General features: G+C 66.9%; 17 protein-coding genes. 8 read left to right on the top strand and 9 right to left on the bottom strand.

Annotation, left to right across the window (positions count from 1 at the left end; all coding sequences use genetic code 11):
• Entirely contained in the window at window positions 1-609 is a 609-nt protein-coding gene (gene rimP / locus GL279_RS02100; protein WP_155062966.1) for a ribosome maturation factor RimP, read from the bottom strand.
• 140 nt (window positions 610-749) lie between these two features.
• Window positions 750-1,757, bottom strand: a complete 1,008-nt coding sequence (pip, locus tag GL279_RS02095) for a prolyl aminopeptidase (protein WP_155062965.1) — start codon at window positions 1,755-1,757, stop codon at window positions 750-752.
• Window positions 1,758-1,808: 51 nt separating this feature from the next.
• Between pip and ubiG the strand changes: the two genes are divergently transcribed.
• Window positions 1,809-2,555, top strand: coding sequence for a bifunctional 2-polyprenyl-6-hydroxyphenol methylase/3-demethylubiquinol 3-O-methyltransferase UbiG (gene ubiG, locus GL279_RS02090; protein ID WP_155062964.1), 747 nt, complete (start codon window positions 1,809-1,811; stop codon window positions 2,553-2,555).
• A gap of 6 nt (window positions 2,556-2,561) precedes the next feature.
• Here ubiG and GL279_RS02085 read toward each other — a convergent pair whose 3' ends face one another.
• From GL279_RS02085 to GL279_RS02070, 4 genes are all read right to left on the bottom strand, one after another.
• Complete coding sequence (locus tag GL279_RS02085; RefSeq protein WP_343039683.1) at window positions 2,562-3,038, bottom strand: MarR family winged helix-turn-helix transcriptional regulator; 477 nt, start codon at window positions 3,036-3,038, stop codon at window positions 2,562-2,564.
• Between the two features lie 13 nt (window positions 3,039-3,051).
• On the bottom strand, window positions 3,052-3,906 hold the full coding sequence (locus GL279_RS02080) for a carbon-nitrogen hydrolase family protein (RefSeq protein ID WP_155063126.1): 855 nt from the start codon (window positions 3,904-3,906) through the stop codon (window positions 3,052-3,054).
• 83 nt (window positions 3,907-3,989) lie between these two features.
• Window positions 3,990-4,253 carry a glutaredoxin 3 gene (grxC, locus tag GL279_RS02075; RefSeq protein WP_155062962.1) on the bottom strand — a complete coding sequence of 88 codons (264 nt, stop codon included), beginning with the start codon at window positions 4,251-4,253 and terminating at the stop codon, window positions 3,990-3,992.
• Window positions 4,254-4,286: 33 nt separating this feature from the next.
• Window positions 4,287-5,018, bottom strand: a complete 732-nt coding sequence (locus tag GL279_RS02070) for a double zinc ribbon domain-containing protein (protein ID WP_155062961.1) — start codon at window positions 5,016-5,018, stop codon at window positions 4,287-4,289.
• A 31-nt stretch (window positions 5,019-5,049) separates the two neighbouring features.
• Here GL279_RS02070 and GL279_RS02065 point away from each other — a divergent pair, with 31 nt between their 5' ends.
• Both GL279_RS02065 and hemH read left to right on the top strand, forming a co-directional pair.
• Complete coding sequence (locus tag GL279_RS02065) at window positions 5,050-5,889, top strand: methyltransferase domain-containing protein (RefSeq protein WP_155062960.1); 840 nt, start codon at window positions 5,050-5,052, stop codon at window positions 5,887-5,889.
• A complete protein-coding gene (gene hemH / locus GL279_RS02060) occupies window positions 5,886-6,914 on the top strand; it encodes a ferrochelatase (protein ID WP_155062959.1) in 1,029 nt (342 codons plus the stop codon). Before GL279_RS02065 ends, hemH begins: the two co-directional genes overlap by 4 nt.
• Before the next feature lie 3 nt (window positions 6,915-6,917).
• Here hemH and GL279_RS02055 read toward each other — a convergent pair whose 3' ends face one another.
• A complete protein-coding gene (locus GL279_RS02055) occupies window positions 6,918-8,555 on the bottom strand; it encodes a hypothetical protein (RefSeq protein WP_155062958.1) in 1,638 nt (545 codons plus the stop codon).
• A gap of 206 nt (window positions 8,556-8,761) precedes the next feature.
• Between GL279_RS02055 and GL279_RS02050 the strand changes: the two genes are divergently transcribed.
• A complete protein-coding gene (locus tag GL279_RS02050; protein ID WP_211371240.1) occupies window positions 8,762-9,487 on the top strand; it encodes a gamma-glutamylcyclotransferase in 726 nt (241 codons plus the stop codon).
• A gap of 45 nt (window positions 9,488-9,532) precedes the next feature.
• Here the strand turns inward: GL279_RS02050 and GL279_RS02045 are convergent, their stop codons facing one another.
• Complete coding sequence (locus GL279_RS02045) at window positions 9,533-10,477, bottom strand: ring-cleaving dioxygenase (RefSeq protein WP_155062957.1); 945 nt, start codon at window positions 10,475-10,477, stop codon at window positions 9,533-9,535.
• A 136-nt stretch (window positions 10,478-10,613) separates the two neighbouring features.
• Between GL279_RS02045 and GL279_RS02040 the strand changes: the two genes are divergently transcribed.
• A complete protein-coding gene (locus GL279_RS02040; RefSeq protein WP_155062956.1) occupies window positions 10,614-11,537 on the top strand; it encodes a LysR family transcriptional regulator in 924 nt (307 codons plus the stop codon).
• Window positions 11,538-11,595: 58 nt separating this feature from the next.
• Here GL279_RS02040 and GL279_RS02035 read toward each other — a convergent pair whose 3' ends face one another.
• Window positions 11,596-13,617, bottom strand: a complete 2,022-nt coding sequence (locus GL279_RS02035; RefSeq protein ID WP_155062955.1) for a TonB-dependent receptor domain-containing protein — start codon at window positions 13,615-13,617, stop codon at window positions 11,596-11,598.
• A gap of 251 nt (window positions 13,618-13,868) precedes the next feature.
• Here GL279_RS02035 and GL279_RS02030 point away from each other — a divergent pair, with 251 nt between their 5' ends.
• The 3 genes from GL279_RS02030 to lptC are packed head-to-tail and all read left to right on the top strand — an operon-like array spanning window position 13,869 to window position 16,019.
• Window positions 13,869-14,483 (top strand): ribonuclease D, encoded by a 615-nt coding sequence (locus GL279_RS02030; RefSeq protein WP_155062954.1) that lies wholly within the window; start codon window positions 13,869-13,871, stop codon window positions 14,481-14,483.
• Between the two features lie 9 nt (window positions 14,484-14,492).
• Complete coding sequence (locus GL279_RS02025) at window positions 14,493-15,437, top strand: KpsF/GutQ family sugar-phosphate isomerase (RefSeq protein WP_155062953.1); 945 nt, start codon at window positions 14,493-14,495, stop codon at window positions 15,435-15,437.
• A 3-nt stretch (window positions 15,438-15,440) separates the two neighbouring features.
• Window positions 15,441-16,019: an LPS export ABC transporter periplasmic protein LptC gene (lptC, locus tag GL279_RS02020; RefSeq protein WP_155062952.1), complete on the top strand. Its 579-nt coding sequence runs from the start codon at window positions 15,441-15,443 to the stop codon at window positions 16,017-16,019.
• The last annotated feature ends 24 nt before the right edge of the window (window positions 16,020-16,043 follow it).

The raw sequence follows: 16,043 nt of genomic DNA, 5'->3' as shown, positions 1-16,043 counted from the left end.
TCACTCCTTCGCGGCGGCGCTGTCGTCGTCCGCCTCCGTTTCGATCTCGTCAAAGGCGCTTTCGTCGAGGTTGTCGATCTGCACGCCCGCTTCTTTCTTTTGCCGCAGCATCTCGGCGATCAGTTCATCGGTCAGCACCAGCTTGGCATCGCTGAGCCAGTCGAAATTCAGCCCGATGGTCTGGACCGCGCCGCCTTCCTCGATGTTCAGCAGCACCTCGTCGCCCTCGGTGCCGGCCAGCACGCCCTTGAAGCGCTTGCGGCCGTCGATGGGCTGGTTGGTTTCCAGCCGGACCTCATACCCCTCGAAGGTGTCAAAGTCCTTCATCCGGGTCAGCGGTCGGTCGATGCCGGGGCTGCTGACCTCAAGGTGGTAATTGTCCTCGATCGGGTCCTCGACATCCAGAACCGCGCTGACGGCGGTCGAGATATCGGCGCAATCGTCGACATTGATGCCGCCATCGGGCCGGTCCGCCATGATCTGCAGGGTCGCGGTCTTGCCGCTCTGCAGACGGATGCGCACCAGTTCGAACCCGAGATCCTCGATCACGGGGCCGATGATCTCGGCCAGGCGCCGGTCGATGGCGGTCTTGGCGATGAGGTCGGTCATATCGCTATCCCAAATACAAAAAACGGGCCGATTGGGCGGCCCGTGCGTCTTACCGGTGGGGCAGGTTTTGGACGCCTGCGCCGCTGTTGAGCTGCATATAGGCCAGATGCGCGGCTTTTGCAAGGAAAACCGAAGAGGCGTCAAATACCCTCGCCGGCCCGGCGCGGCGGGCGGGCGGCATCGCGCAGCCCGTCCATCACCCGCACCAGCTCGGCGGCGATTCGCGGCTCGCTGAGCGCATGACCCGAGGCGGGCACCAACCGCAGCTCGGCCTTGTTCCAGCCATCGACCAACTGCCATGCGGTCTGCGGCGGGCAGACCATGTCATAGCGGCCCTGCACGACCACCGCCGGAATATGCTCGATCCGGTGGCGGTCGCGCAAAAGCTGCTCGTCCTCAAGAAAACAGCCATGCACGAAATAATGGTTCTCAAGCCGGGCAAAGGCGCGGGCGTAATCGGGCGGGGCATGGCCGGGGCCGGCGATCTCAAGGCCCGCCAGCGCGTTTTCCCAGATCAGCCACGGCAGCGCGTGGCGGATTTCCTGGCCACGCTCGCCGCTGAACAGCCGGCGGTGATAGGCCGCGATCATGTCGCCACGCTCGCTTTCGGGGATCACCGACTGGAATTCGGCCCAGCGGTCGGGAAAGAACCGCGCCGCACCCCCGCCATAGAACCAGTCGAGCTCGCTTTTGCGGCCCAGAAACACGCCGCGCAGCACCAAAGCCGAAACCGCCTCGGGATGCGCCTCGGCATGGGCCACGGCCAGGGTCGCGCCCCAGCTGCCGCCGAACAGGATGACGCGACCAAGGCCCAGCTCGCGGCGGATGCGCTCGATATCAGCGATCAGGTGCTGGGTGGTGTTCGCCGCCACCTCGGCATGTGGGCGCGAGCGGCCGCAGCCGCGCTGGTCGAACAGCACCACCCGGAAATGCCCCGGATCGAAGAAGCGCCGCATATAGGGGCTGCAACCGCCACCCGGCCCGCCATGCAGCACGATCACCGGCACGCCATCGGGATTGCCGCTTTGCTCGACATGCAGCACATGGCCATCGCCCACGTCCAGCTGGCGCTGGTCGAAAGGCTCGACCATCGGGTGCAGCCTGCCATGCGACGGTGTGCCGCCGATTTGCCCTGCCAATCTGTCCATCCCCTGACTATATAACGCGCTGCGCGCGCCCGCCATACGAAGGACGGCCTGATGACCGAAAGACTAAGCAGCATCGACCCGGCCGAAGTGGCCAAGTTTCAGGCCATGGCCGCAGAATGGTGGGATCCGCAGGGCAAGTTCAAGCCGCTGCACATGCTGAACCCGACCCGGCTGGACTATGTGACCGCGCAGATCGCCGGGCAGTTCGGGCGCGACCGCGATGCCGCCCTGCCCTTCGAGGGGCTGACGATCCTCGACATCGGCTGCGGCGGCGGGCTGATGGCTGAACCCATGGCGCGGCTGGGTGCCACAGTCACCGGCGCCGATGCTGCAACCGGCAATATCGCCGTCGCCAGCCTTCATGCCGAGGAACAGGGGCTGGCGATCGACTATCGCGCCACCACCTCCGAGGCCTTGGCTGCCGAGGGGCACAGCTATGACGCGGTCATGGCGCTGGAGATCGTCGAGCACGTGGCAGATCCGGCCGAGTTCATCGCGACCTGCCGCGATCTGGTCAAACCCGGCGGGCTCTTGATCCAGTCGACGCTGAACCGCACCGCCAAAAGCTTTGGCGCGGCGATCATTGGCGCGGAATGGATCATGCGCTGGCTGCCCAAGGGCACGCATGACTGGCGCCGCTTCATCACCCCCGACGAGCTGGCCACGATGACCGAGGCCACCGGCCTGTCGGTCGTGGACCGCTGCGGCATGGTCTTCAACCCGCTGGGCTGGAGCTGGTCGCTGTCGCATCGCGACCTGTCAGTGAACTATGCCATGACGGCGCTGCGCACCGCCTGATCCGGCTCAGCGCAGCGGCTGGCGCAGCGTCTCGTCCAGCTGGCGGCGCAGGACGCGCAGCACCGGCAGCGCCGCCCGCACCCGGTCGGGGCCGACATCACGCACCACATCGGCGATGCGCGGCATGAAGGCCGCCAGCGCCATGTCGCGCGCCGCACGGCCCGCCGGGCTGATCGCCACGAACTTGCGCCGGGCATCGTCCCAATCGGGGCGGATATGCACATGCCCCGCCCATTCCAGCCGCGACAGCGTATTGGTCATCGCGCCCCGGGTGACATGGAACGCCTCGGCCAGTTCGGCCGGCGTGCGCTCGGCATTCATATGCGCCAGCAGATTCAGCACCGAGAAATGCGAGATCTGCATACCCTTGGGCAGCGACTTGCCGATCAGGTCACGGGCAAGCTGGTCGGCGATGAACACCTCGGCAAACAGGCTGGCCGCCAGCGAATCGGGCGCGGCTTCTGAGCCGGTGGGCTCGGTCACGGGCAAGGCTTTGTCAGGCATCGGTTTCTCGGGGAGCGGCATAGGGCCGGTCGTGGGTCAGCGACGGGATGCGGGACCGTGCCCCGACTACTGCCGCCGGGTCAAGCTGAACGAAAGTGACGCCACGGCACGTCCCGCCATCGGCCAGCACCCGGCCCCATGGATCGACCGCCAGCGAATGGCCATGGCTGCGGCGGGGCTTGCGGTCCGGGCACAGCCGGTTTTCATGCTGGCCGCATTGCGCCGGGGCCAGAACATAGCAGCCGGTCTCGATGGCGCGGGCGCGCAGCAGCACCTCCCAATGCGCGGCGCCGGTGGTGTCGTTGAAGGCGGCGGGCACGGTCAGCACCCGCGCCCCTGCCCGCGCCAGATCGCGGTAAAGCTGCGGAAAGCGCAGGTCGTAGCAGACCGTCATGCCGACGGGCCATGGCCCCTGCCCCAGCACGGCGCGTTCGCCGGGCCGGAAGGCCGCCGATTCGCGATAGCTCTCCGTCTCGGACACGGTCACGTCGAACATGTGCAGCTTGTCATAGCGGGCGCGGATCTCGCCATCCGGGCCGATCAGGAAACTGCGGTTGGCAAAGCGGCCATCGCAGCTGTCGGCGACCTTCAGCGACAGCGAACCGATCAGCAGCCAGATGCCCAAGGCCTGCGCATCCGCGCGCAGCGCCGCCAGCGTCGGATCGTCGCCTTCCAGATGCAGGACCCGTTCCTGCGTGTCGCGGTCGGCGTTCAGGATATTTGTCGCCTCGGGGGTCAGCACCAATGATGCTCCCCCCTGGGCCGCCTCGCGGATCAGGGCGCGGGTTTCAGGCAGGTTCGCCTGGGGATCGTCCGAGACGGACAGCTGCACCAGCCCGGCGCGCAGAGGGGCGCCGAAATCCGGCGCGGCAAAACCTGGCACCGCAAGATCCGCTGCCGGCCCGTCCCCGCGCCCCGATCCGGGCAGGCTCATGCCGGCAGGCCCAGAAGCCCGTCCAGCTTGCCCTGCGCGTCCAGCGCATGGATGTCGTCCGAGCCGCCGACCGACTGGCCGTCGATAAAGATCTGCGGCACGCTGCGCCGCCCGCCGGCGCGCTGCGTCATCGCCATGCGCAGGTCGGGATCGCGGCTGACATCGGTTTCCTCATAGGCGACGCCCTTTTTGCGCAGCAGGGCCTTGGCGGCCATGCAATAGGGGCAGGTGGGGGTGGTATAGATCTCGACCTTGGCCATGCGCGGCTCCTTTTCAGCTGTCTCTCCTGCTATCTAGGTATCCTTGACCGCCCGCGCCAGCACCAGCACCGACACCGGGCCCGATCCCGCCGCACGCAGCGCATTGGCCGCCGCCGCCAGCGTCGCGCCCGAGGTCATCACATCATCGACCAGCAGCACCGCGCGCCCTTGCAACCGCGCCGCCTGCCGGGGCGCCACGGTGATCGCATCCTCGACATTGGCAAAGCGGTCGGCGACGCTGCCGTGATCCTGCATCGGCGTGTGCCGGGTGCGGCGCAACGCCTGCGGCAGATGGGTCAGCCCATGCACCTGCGCCACCCGCGCCGACAACAGCGCCGCCTGATTGTATTTGCGTTTGGCCAGCCGGCGCAAATGCACCGGCACCGGCACCACGACCATATCTGGACGCACGAGGGGCGTCGCCGCTCGCGCCGTCCAGTCGCCCAGCGCCGGCGCCAGATCCAGCCGGTCGCCATGTTTCAGCATCAGGACCAGCTTGCGCCCGGTGCCGCGATAGACCAGCGCCGCCCGCCCCCGCACCCATGGCCGGGCGCGCGCCAGACAGTCGTCGCAGATCAGCGCGCCCTCGGCATCGTCCTGTCCCAGCCCCTCATCAGGCAGCGGCGTGCCGCAGCGCGAACAGGCCGTGCCCGAGATGAATTCCGCCTCGGCCCAGCAGGTCGGACACAGCCCGCCATCATCGCCCACCGGCTCGCCACAGCCCAGACATTGCGGCGGATAGATCAGCCGCAATGCGCCTTTCATCAGGGCGCGAAGCCCCCTATGGTGCGCCACCATGATGCCTGCCCGTCAAAGCCCCGTTTCCAGCCTGACCGACCGCGACGCATTGCTGCGCAACCGCGCCCGGGCAGGCCGTATCGGCCACGTCGATTTCCTGCATCGAATCGCCGCCGACGAGATCCAGGATAGGCTGGCCGAGGTTAACAGGACCTTTACCGCCGCCGCCGTCGTGACCGGCCACCCCGATTTCTGGTGCGCCGAATTCCCCGGCGCCCGCATCACCGCCGATGCGCCCGTGCTGGATCTGCAACCCGGCGCGCATGATCTGGTGATCCATGCCATGGCGCTGCATTGGGCCGATGATCCGGTGGGCCAGATCGTGCAATCGGCCCGCGCCCTGCGCCCCGACGGGCTGTTCATCGCCGCCCTGCCCGGCGGTCGCAGCCTGCAGGAACTGCGCGAGGTGCTGACCCGCGCCGAGGCCGAGGTCGCGGGAGGGCTGTCGCCGCGCGTCCTGCCGATGGGCGAGATCCGCGATCTGGGCGCGCTTTTGCCGCGCGCCGGACTGGCGCTGCCGGTCGCCGACCAGATCACGCAGGCCGCGAGCTATCGCAGCCTGTTCCATCTGGCGCAGGATCTGCGCGCCATGGGCGAGGGCAATGCGCTGGCCCAGCGCCTGCGCCGCCCGACCCGGCGCGACGTGCTGGCGCGCGCCGGCCAGATCTATGCCGAAAGCCACCCCGATCCGCATGACCCGCAGCGCATCCGCGCCACCTATGAGCTGGTCTTTCTGACCGGCTGGGCGCCCGATGCCAGCCAGCAGCAGCCGCTGAAACCCGGCTCGGCCAAGGTGCCGCTGGCCGAGGCGCTGGCCAGCCTCAGGAAACCGCAATGACGCAAGACACCCTGCCCTCCGCGCATCCGGCCATCCCGCCGCGCCGCATCGGCGTGCTGATCGCCAATCTGGGCACGCCCGATGGCACCGACTACTGGTCGATGCGCCGCTATCTGAACGAGTTCCTCTCGGACAAGCGGGTGATCGACCTGCCAAGCTGGAAATGGCAGCCGATCCTGCAGGGCATCATCCTGACCAAGCGGCCCTTCACCTCGGGGGCGAATTACAAGACCATCTGGAACACCGAGGCGAATGAAAGCCCGCTGATGACCATCACCAAAGAGCAGGTGGCGGCGCTGCGCGACCGCGCCGCGGGCCTCTGGGGCGATCGAGTGATGGTCGAGTTCTGCATGCGCTACGGCAATCCCTCGACCGAGGCGGTGGTGGATCGCATGGTCAAGGCCGGCTGCGACCGCATCCTGTTCCTGCCGCTTTACCCGCAATATGCCGGCGCGACCTCGGCCACGGCCAATGACCAGTTCTTCCGCGCACTGATGAAACAGGTCTGGCAGCCGGCGGCGCGCACCGTCGCGCCCTATTTCGACCGGCCCGACTATATCGCCGCGCTGGCGGGCTCGGTCACCCGCGCGCTGAACGGCCGGGTGCCGCGCAAGCTGGTCGCCAGCTATCACGGCATGCCGAAACGCTATCTGATGCAGGGCGACCCCTATCATTGCCAGTGCCAGAAGACCTCGCGCCTGCTGCGCGAAGCGCTTGGCTGGCCCGAGGGCGTGATCGACACCAGCTTCCAGTCGGTCTTTGGCCGCGAGGAATGGCTGAAGCCCTATACGGTCGAGCATGTCGCCGAGCTGGCAAGGCAGGGCATCACCGAGATCGCGGTGATCTCGCCGGCATTCTCGTCGGACTGCATCGAAACGCTCGAGGAAATCCAGGGCGAGATCCGCGAGGCGTTTGGGCATGCCGGCGGCAAGGAATTTACCTATATCCCCTGCCTGAACGCCGATCCCGACCATATCGACGTGCTGACCACGATCATCACCGAGAATCTGGGCGGCTGGATCTGACGCTCAGCCCGGCGCGCATCGGGTCAGGTCCGCCGGCCCGATGAAGGCGCCGTCGCGCCCCTCGGGGCCGTCGTGGCTAGCATTCCAGGCCTCGACGGCGGCCCAGCGCGGGTTTTCATCGCCCAGATGGCGCTGCAATCCCCAATAGCCATAGCGGCTGGGTCCGGCACATTCGACAAAGAGGTTGAACTGCTCGCCACCGGCCGCACGCCATTCGTCCAGCGCCGCCGCCTGCACCTGCGCGATCTCGGCGGAATAGGCGAAACGTTCGTAAAACGCGGCCAGCGCAGCATCCTCGGCCACCTCATCCGGCAGCACGATATGCGGCCCGCCCTCATACATGACCAGCCGCAAGCCATGTTTACCGGCGACGCGGGCGTGATGGTCCCATGTCTCGCGCAGATTGGCGATGGTGCGGCCGCTGTTGGGCCAGCCGCCGCTCAGCAGCTGGTCGCGCAGCGCGGTGCGGGCCTGCGCCTCGCCGCCCTGCGCCAGCAGCGCCCGGACCCGCGCCACATTCTCATCCGCGCTCAGCCCGCCCTCGAAATAGCCCGAGACGGCATAGGCATCGAAATGGCGATAGGGCGGCGGTTGCAGCGGATTTTCGGCCTGCCATTCGGGGGCGTTCAGCACTGCCTCTTCCAGACCCAGCCAATGCGTTTGGGTCGAGATCACCTTGACATGACCGACGCCCGAACCGGCATGCACCCGATCCAGAATCGCCGCCATCTCGACGGCGCGGGCGGCATAGAGCTGCATGAACCCGTCCCCGGCCGAGGGCCAGCGCCCCCGCGCCTGCTCGACGGCCCATCGCGCCTGTTCAAAGCCGAAATTCCAGACCTCGTTCGAATATTCATACCATGCCGTCAGGCCGGGACGCAGGCTGGTGCTGATCTGCCGGGCGAAGCCCTCGATCCAGCCGGCATCGGCCCGGTGCGGGATGCAGAACCACGGATCGGCGCCGACCTCGGCCACCAGCGCCAGCATCACCTCGACCGGAGCGCCGCGCCATGTGTAAAAGGCATCATCGACCCGTGGCCGGCCCTGCCAGCCGCGTTGCGCCGAGCCATTGGTCGCCATCCAGTCCATGAAGCGCAGCAGCCGGTAATTGCGGATCGCATCCAGCCATTCGCAGCGAAAGATCCCGCCCGCCCGCAACCGCGCCGCATTGTCGAGCTGCACCACGCGGATGTCGCGCAGGGGGCTGGTCAGCGCGTGGATCCGCAGCTCGATCATCCTGTCCAGCGCCGGGTCGTAATCGAATTCGATCCGGTTGCCGTCGCGCAGCAGGTTGCGCCCGCCCAGCAGCTCCAGCTCGGCCGTGCCGGTCCAGGTCATCTGATAGCGGTCGGCCAGATCCCGTGCGCCCGGATACAGCCCGGTCAGCAAGACCGTGCTGACCCAGTCCACGCCGGGGGGCACGGCGACCAGCCAGCCCTGCGCGTCCACGGCCCCCGCCTGCTGCAGCGCCTCAAAGGACCGCGCGCCGAACTGGCCGCTGATCGTGCCCGACCAGGGCCGCGCCATCTTGAAATGGTCAAGGAAAGGCTGCGCCGTGCTCCAGTCATGCAACCCGTTCAGGCCCACCGCCAGCGGCGGGTTGGACAGGGTGCCCGGCAGGGCATCGGCAAGGCTGGGCATGGGTGGTCCTTGTGTCGGTTCCGCGCCAGCCTGCCCAGCGGCGGGGCGCTACGCAAGGCCGCCGGCCTCACGATCCCGCAGAACCGCAACCGGCAGCGAATTCCCGGCTTCGGGGGTTGCAGCTATGGCAGGATCGCGCCACCTTGGCCCGATATCGGGCGGCGCGCCCCTGACGCCGGCCCGGCATGGACTGACGAAAGAGCGCCATGAATGCCCCGCCCCGCCGCCCGCCGCGGCAGATGACCCTGACCCCCGAACTGGTCGCGCTGACCCTGCGGCCCGAGCCCGACCTTGGCCCCGAACCCGGCTGGACCGAAATGGGCGAGAGTGAACTTGATGCCATGGCGCAGGCGCTGGACGAGGATTGCGGCCCGGATCCGCTGTGGGTCTTTGCCTATGGCTCGCTGATCTGGAAACCGGATTTCGACGCCATCGAGCATCGCCGCGCCTCGGCCTGGGGCTGGCACCGCTCGTTCTGCCTGAAGATGCACCGCTGGCGCGGCTCGCCGCAGCACATGGGGCTGATGATGGCGCTGGAGCGCGGCGGGCGCTGCGACGGCGTGATCTATCGCATCCCCGACCATGACCGCCGGGACCAGTTGCGACGGATGCTGCGCCGCGAGATCCGCTTTCACCAGAACCGCGACATGGTGCGCTGGATCCCGGTCCGCACCGAACAGGGCAGCCGGCGCGTGCTGGTGTTCTGGGCCGGACCGACCGGGCCGCGCATCCTTAGCCGGCTGCCGCTGGAACAGGTGGCGCAATTGCTGGCGCGGGCCTGCGGGCCGATCGGCTCTTGCGCCGAATACCTGTTCAACACCGTCAGCCATCTGGAACAATTCGGCATTCAGGACCGCAACCTGTGGCGGTTGCAGAAACTGGTCGCATCCGAGATCCGGGCGCTGCACACGGGTGACCGTCCGCAGGCCTAGCCCATGCGAAAGGCGCCGCCGGATCGCTCCGGCGGCGCATTCATGTCAGTCCAGCGGCTTCAGCCCGGCCTCGATCTGCTCGCGCCGGCCTTCAAGGAAGGGCGGCAGCGACAGGCTTTCGCCCAAGGTCGCCAGCGGCTCGTCCACGGCAAAGCCCGGATCATCGGTCGCGATCTCGAACAGATTGCCGCCCGGCTCGCGGAAATAGAGCGAGCGGAAATAGTAACGCTCGACCTCGCCCGAGCTGGGGATGCGCATCTGGTTCAGACGCTCGGCCCATTCGTGGATCGTCGGGTGATCGGGCACGCGGAAGGCGACGTGGTGCACCGCGCCCGCACCCTGCCGGGCCACCGGCAGATCGGGCTGGACCGCGACATGCAGCTCTGCCGAGGGGCCGCCCTCGCCCATCTCGAAGACATGCACGGTGCCATGGCCGTCCGGGCTGGCATAGTCGCGCCCCCGGCGCATGTTCATCACATGCGTCAGCACGATCTCGGTCGGCGCAAGGTCGGGCACCGAAATGGTGATCGGCCCCAGCCCGTGGATCTGATGGGCAGCCGGCACCGGGGATTTCTGCCACGGGTTGGCGGCGACCTCGGCCAGATCCTCGGTCAGGCGGAAACGCTGCCCTTCGGGATCCTCGAAATCCAGCGAGACGCGACCATCCAGCAGGCTGGGCGCCGCAATGCTTAGCCCTGCATCCCCCAGACGCGCGGCCCAATAGTCGAAGCTGTCCTTGCCGATGCGCAGCCCGGTGCGGCTGATCGAATGCGTGCCGCGTCGTTCGCGCGCCGCCGGCCAGTCGAAAAAGGTCAGGTCGGTGCCGGGCGAGGCCAGCCCGTCGGCATAGAACAGGTGATAGGCGCTGGTGTCGTCCTGATTGACGGTCTTTTTGACCAGACGCAGGCCCAGCGTGTCGGTGTAGAACCGCTTGTTTTCGCGCGCTTGCGCGGTGATGGCGGTCAGGTGGTGAATGCCGGTGAGTTGCATGACGGCTCCTCTCTTGGTTGGCAGGGATATCGGCCCGGACGGATGTTTCCGCCAGCGGCGCGGGGCCGAACCTTGTGTTCGGGCGGCACGAACGCCGGGGCTTTCCGTCGGTGGGCGGCATGGCTATCCTGTGGGCATGCGCTACGACCTGAACGATCTGGAAACCTTTCTGACCGTGATGGAGCTGGGCACCGTCACGGCGGCGGCGGCCCGGATGAACCTGTCGAAATCCGTGGTCAGCAAGCGGATCACCGATCTGGAGGCGACGCTGGGCGCGGCGCTGTTTCGCCGCAATGCCGGGCGGATCACACCGACCGAGGCGGCGCTGCGTCTGGCCGAACGCCTGCGCCCTGCCGTGGCCGAGCTGGTGGCGGCGGCGGAATCCACCGCTTGGGACATGGACGGGGTGGCGCCCTTGCGCGGCAGCCTGTCCATCGCCGCGCCGATGAGCTTTGGCGTGCTGCATCTGGGGCCGATCATCGCCCGCTTTGCCGAGGCCAACCCGGGGCTGGAGCTGACGGTGGATTACGACGACCGCACCCGCGATCTGGCGCGCGAGGGCTTCGACATCGGCATCCGCATCGGCAAGATCCGGGACAAGGCGCTGATGCAGCGCAAGCTGTGCGAAGATGAAAGCATGGCCGTGGCCGCCCCGTCCTATCTGGACCGGCATGGCCGCCCTGCCTCGATCCACGACCTGCGCGGCCTGCAGGTGATCGGCTACAGCCATGTCCCCAACAGCGCGCTGTGGCAGTTTCAGGAACGCGAGCGTTTCGTCTCGCCCATGGTCGAAAGCCGGATCTCGCTGAACAATGGCGAGGCGATCCGCTGCATGGCGATCCAGGGGCTGGGGCTGGCGATGCTGCCGGGCTTCATCGTCGCGCCGGCGCTGGCCGAGGGCACGCTGGAACGCGTGCTGCCCGATCATCCGACCCGGCGCATGCCCATCGTCGCGGTCTGGCCGCCGGTGACGCCGCTGCCGGCCAAGATGCGCCGCTTTATCGACCATCTCGCGGCCGAACTGCGCACGCCGCCATGGCTGGTCCCGGCGCGGGGCTGATGGCGGCAAGGAAAAAGGCCCCGCAGCGCGCGGGGCCTTGTCCTGTCATCGGGCGGGATCAGAAATCCAGCTTCAGGCCCAGCGTGACGGTGCGGCCCGGCGCGTAAAGCGGGTTGATGTCGCGCGCCAGCGCGCCGCCGCGGATCACGTCGCGTTCGCCATAGCTCGACCGTTCGTAATAGGTGCGGTCAAAGACGTTATCCACGCCAAGGCGCAGGACGACGTTCTGATAGCTCTCGGGCCGCCATTCGCCGTAAAGGTTCACGACCGTATAAGAGCTTTCATCGTAAAAGCCGCCGTCGGTCGTATTGTAGTTGCCCTTCAGCTTGTCGGCCCATTCCAGCGAGGCGCCGACCTTGGCGTTATACTGCGCAAGCTCCTGATCGACGAACAGCGTCGCGACCTTGCCGACCGGGACCGCCGCACCGCCGCCCGGCAGCACGTCGATGCCACCCTGACTGACATTGGCCTTGGTAAAGCTGCCGCCGACGCGACCCGAACCCCAGCTGTAGGTGCCTTGCAGCGTAAAGCCCCTGCTGCGGTATTCATCGACATTGCCCAGATAGGGCGCTTCGGTTTCCACCTCGGGGAAGATGAACTCGCCCATGTTCTTCAGGCGGGTGTCAAAGAAGGTCAGGTTGCCGGTCCAGTTGTCCTGATTGGCGTTCAGACCCAGCTTGATGTTGCGCGCGCTGGACGCCTTGTATTCATCCGCGACATAGAGGTTCGAGCCGCGCGCATGCAGCAGCGCATATTCGCCAAAGCGATAGCCCAGCCAGGTGTGCGAGGCACCGGCAAACACCTCATAGCCTTGGGCGAATTCATAGGACAGGGTGCCGTTGACGCTGGCGCCGGTGTCGGAATGGCGGCCGCCGTTGAAATCGGTGAAGCGATAATTGTCGACGCGGGCGCCGGTCGACAGGTCGATGCCATTGTCGAATTCGAACCGGCCCTGCACATAGGCGCCGATCTGCATCGTCTCCATGGTCCAGTAACGGTGATCGGTGTCGCCGTAGTTGTCGACATCGTAATCGTTATAGGCCCAGTCGATGCCCGAGGTGATCTTGCCCGCGCCCAGCGTATAGGTGTTTTTGAACTCACCGCCGATGGTGCGGTTCTTCAGCTTCATATCGCCGTTGGTGCCATCGGGGACATAGTTCGGGCGGTCATATTTGTTCTCGGTGATATAAAGCTTGGCCGCCGGATCCCAGGCATCGGTCGGCGCGGTCGAGCTGTATTTCAGGCTCAGCGAGTCGCGCGTGACCTTCAGCGGATAGACCAGCTTGTCCGCGTTCAGGTCCATGTTCATCTTGGTGGTGCGGTCGCCGTCGTCCTGACTGTGGTCGAAAGCCAGCTCCAGACGGTGGCCCTCGGCCTCATAGCCCAGCTTGACCAGCGCCCCGGCGGCACCCGGCTCGGTGCCGGCAATCTCATAGCCGGCGCCGTTCTTGTAATTCTTGCCATGGGTGCCATGCACCATCGCGAACCAGTCAAAGCCGCCATAGATGCCGTAACCGGCCAGCGACCCCGACCAGCCGCGCCCGTTCGTGCCCCAGGACAGGCCGACGCGCCCGCCCTGGCTGCGACCATCGGTCAAAAGATCCTTGGCGCCCACGGTCTCATAGCGCACCGCACCGGCGGCCGCGCCGAAACCGGCATCGGCGGCGGCGGCACCGGCCTCGACCTCGACGGACTTCAGGAAAGCCGGGTCGATCACGTTCGAGCCGGTGTGGTGCCAGCTGGTTGGGCCTTGCGGCACGCCATCGACGCTGACCGCAAGGTTCGACTGCTCCAGACCAAAAACATGGATCCGCTTGGCCGGCCCGGCGCCCCCCGACACGGTGATCGCCGAATCGCGTGCGAACAGGTCCGAGACATCGGCAGGTTGCAGCGCCTCGATATCCTCTTGCGAGACGGCGACACCTCCGGTCGCTTCGACGTTTTCCTTGCCATTGGCGACCAGCGTGATCGGGTCCAGCGTGATGGTGCCGGCGGGCTGGGCCGCCTCTTGCGCGGCCAGCGCCGTCGCAAGGGCCAGCGTCGAAACGCCCGCCAAAGGAATAATATGGTGCAATTTCATCTGCTTGCCTATAAGGTCATGGGGGTCCGCGGTGATTTATCGGGACGCCGGCATAATACACAAGTATTTTACTAAGGGATTATCCAGAATCCAAAGAGAAACACTAAGGATTGTTGCAGCAATGCCGCAACCGCAACCAAGGCTGCGCGGGCCACCGCCGGGCCGGCCCGGGCCGGGATGCGCCGGGGCTGGCGCGCCGGCCGCAAATGGGGGTAAGCCATCCCATCCCCATGGCCCTGCGCGGAGCTGCGATGAGCATTCACCTGTATCAGAACGACCTGCCCGACGATTTGCAGCTTGGTCCGGTGGTGGCCATCGACACCGAGACGATGGGGCTGGACCTGCGCCGCGACCGGCTGTGTCTGGTGCAGCTGTCCTCGGGCGATGGCGACGCGCATCTGGTGCAGATCGCGCGTGGCCAACGGCAGGCGCCGAACCTTGCCCGGCTGCTGGCCGATCCCAAGGTGCTGAAGCTGTTCCATTTCGGCCGCTTCGACATCGCTGCGCTGGAGGCGGCCTTTGGCGTCGTTACCGCCCCGGTCTGGTGCACCAAGATCGCCAGCCACCTGATCCGCACCTTTACCGAGCGGCACGGGCTGAAATACCTGTTGTCCGAACTGGTCGGCGTGGACATCTCGAAACAGCAGCAGACCAGCGACTGGGGCGCCGCCCTACTGACCGATGCGCAGCTGGAATATGCCGCCTCGGACGTGCTTTACCTGCACCGGCTGAAGGCCGAGCTGGAAAAGCGCCTGGAACGCGAGGGGCGCCTGGGACTGGCGCAGGCCTGTTTCGATTTCCTGCCCGCCCGCGCCCATCTTGACCTGATGGGCTGGGGCGATGAAAAAGACATATTTCATCATTAGATGGGCGGCATGAGCGCATATCTGGATACCGCCCGGCGGGTGATCCGCACCGAAATCTCGGGGCTTGAGGCATTGGCCGCCGGCCTTGACGACAGTTTCGACCGCGCGGTCGGACTGATCCTGGCCGCGCAGGGCCGGGTCATCGTCTCGGGCATGGGCAAATCGGGCCATGTCGGGCGCAAGATCGCGGCGACCTTCGCCTCGACCGGGACGCCGGCGCAATTCGTCCATCCCGGCGAGGCCAGCCATGGCGATCTGGGCATGGTGACGCAAAACGACGTGGCGCTGGTGCTGTCGAACTCGGGCGAGACGCCGGAACTGGCCGACCTGATCGCCCATACCCGCCGCTTTGAAATCCCGCTGATCGGCGTGGCCTCGCGCCCCGACTCGACGCTGCTGCGGCAATCGGATGTGGCGCTGCTGCTGCCTGCTGCACCCGAGGCCTGTGGTTCGGGCATCGTGCCCACCACCTCGACGACGATGACCATGGCACTTGGCGATGCGCTGGCCATCGCGCTGATGGAACATCGCAAATTCACGCCCGAACATTTCCGCACCTTCCACCCCGGTGGCAAGCTGGGGGCGAAACTGTCGCGGGTGGGCGATCTGATGCATCGCGACATCCCGCTGGTGGCTGAAACCGCCCCCATGTCCGAGGCGCTGCTGGTCATCAGCCAAAAGGGCTTTGGCGTGACCGGCGTCATCGATGCGCAGGGCAACCTGACCGGCATCATCACCGACGGGGACTTGCGGCGGCACATGCAGGGGCTTTTGGACCTGCGCGCTGCACAGGTGATGACGCGCGATCCGCGCACCATCTCGCCCGAGAAACTGGCCGAGCAGGCGCTGGCCCAGATGCAGGAGCGCAAGATCACCAGCCTGTTCGTGCTTGAGGATCGCAAGCCCGTCGGCCTGCTGCATATCCACGACTTCCTGCGCACCGGGATGGTCTAGGCCATGCTGCGCTCGCGGATCGTCGCCTGGCTGCGCGTGCTGTTGCCGCTGACGGCGCTGGCGATCCTGTCGGTGCTGTTCCTTCTGGGCCGCAAGCCCGAACCCGACGTGGGCATCCCCTATGCCAATGTCGATCCGCAGGATCTGGCCGAGCGGCAGGCGGTGACCAATCCGACCTATACCGGCGTCACCGACAATGGCGCGCAGCTGACCATCTCGGGGGCCGAGGCGGTGCCGGGCAAAGGCAAGGGCAGCGGCAGCCTTAGCGCGGTGCGCATGACGATCCGTGCGCAGGACGGCCGCGCCGCCGATGTCAGCGCGGGCTCGGCCCGGGTCGAGGGCGATCAGGTCACGCTGGGCGACGGTGTGCGCATGACTACCGCCGATGGCTGGGTGCTGACCGCGCCCGAATTCCTTGCCTCGACCAGCGCCGGCACGGTGCGGTCCGACCAGCAGGTGGATGTGCGCGCCCCCTTTGGCGATCTGACCGCCGGCAATATGGAATTACGCCCGGTCGCACCCGATGCGAGCGAGCAGATTCTTGATTTGAAGGGCGGAGTCCGCTTGATATATCGGCCATGACCCGGGCTGCGTCGGCCCCGAGCG

The organism is Paracoccus limosus, assembly GCF_009711185.1.
Taxonomy (GTDB): domain Bacteria; phylum Pseudomonadota; class Alphaproteobacteria; order Rhodobacterales; family Rhodobacteraceae; genus Paracoccus; species Paracoccus limosus.
Note: the sequence above shows the minus strand (reverse complement) of the source record. Positions and strands in the feature narration are given on the sequence as shown.

What these genes read in the sequence shown, in the direction of transcription:
- GL279_RS02070 (WP_155062961.1), bottom strand. Translation starts at nt 5,018, where the DNA reads ATGAAAGGCGCATTGCGGCTGATCTATCCGCCGCAATGTCTGGGCTGT.
- rimP (WP_155062966.1), bottom strand. Translation starts at nt 609, where the DNA reads ATGACCGACCTCATCGCCAAGACCGCCATCGACCGGCGCCTGGCCGAG.
- GL279_RS02035 (WP_155062955.1), bottom strand. Translation starts at nt 13,617, where the DNA reads ATGAAATTGCACCATATTATTCCTTTGGCGGGCGTTTCGACGCTGGCC.
- pip (WP_155062965.1), bottom strand. Translation starts at nt 1,757, where the DNA reads ATGGACAGATTGGCAGGGCAAATCGGCGGCACACCGTCGCATGGCAGG.
- GL279_RS02030 (WP_155062954.1), top strand. Translation starts at nt 13,869, where the DNA reads ATGAGCATTCACCTGTATCAGAACGACCTGCCCGACGATTTGCAGCTT.
- GL279_RS02040 (WP_155062956.1), top strand. Translation starts at nt 10,614, where the DNA reads ATGCGCTACGACCTGAACGATCTGGAAACCTTTCTGACCGTGATGGAG.
- GL279_RS02065 (WP_155062960.1), top strand. Translation starts at nt 5,050, where the DNA reads ATGATGCCTGCCCGTCAAAGCCCCGTTTCCAGCCTGACCGACCGCGAC.
- GL279_RS02050 (WP_211371240.1), top strand. Translation starts at nt 8,762, where the DNA reads ATGAATGCCCCGCCCCGCCGCCCGCCGCGGCAGATGACCCTGACCCCC.
- hemH (WP_155062959.1), top strand. Translation starts at nt 5,886, where the DNA reads ATGACGCAAGACACCCTGCCCTCCGCGCATCCGGCCATCCCGCCGCGC.
- grxC (WP_155062962.1), bottom strand. Translation starts at nt 4,253, where the DNA reads ATGGCCAAGGTCGAGATCTATACCACCCCCACCTGCCCCTATTGCATG.
- GL279_RS02045 (WP_155062957.1), bottom strand. Translation starts at nt 10,477, where the DNA reads ATGCAACTCACCGGCATTCACCACCTGACCGCCATCACCGCGCAAGCG.
- ubiG (WP_155062964.1), top strand. Translation starts at nt 1,809, where the DNA reads ATGACCGAAAGACTAAGCAGCATCGACCCGGCCGAAGTGGCCAAGTTT.
- GL279_RS02055 (WP_155062958.1), bottom strand. Translation starts at nt 8,555, where the DNA reads ATGCCCAGCCTTGCCGATGCCCTGCCGGGCACCCTGTCCAACCCGCCG.
- GL279_RS02025 (WP_155062953.1), top strand. Translation starts at nt 14,493, where the DNA reads ATGAGCGCATATCTGGATACCGCCCGGCGGGTGATCCGCACCGAAATC.
- lptC (WP_155062952.1), top strand. Translation starts at nt 15,441, where the DNA reads ATGCTGCGCTCGCGGATCGTCGCCTGGCTGCGCGTGCTGTTGCCGCTG.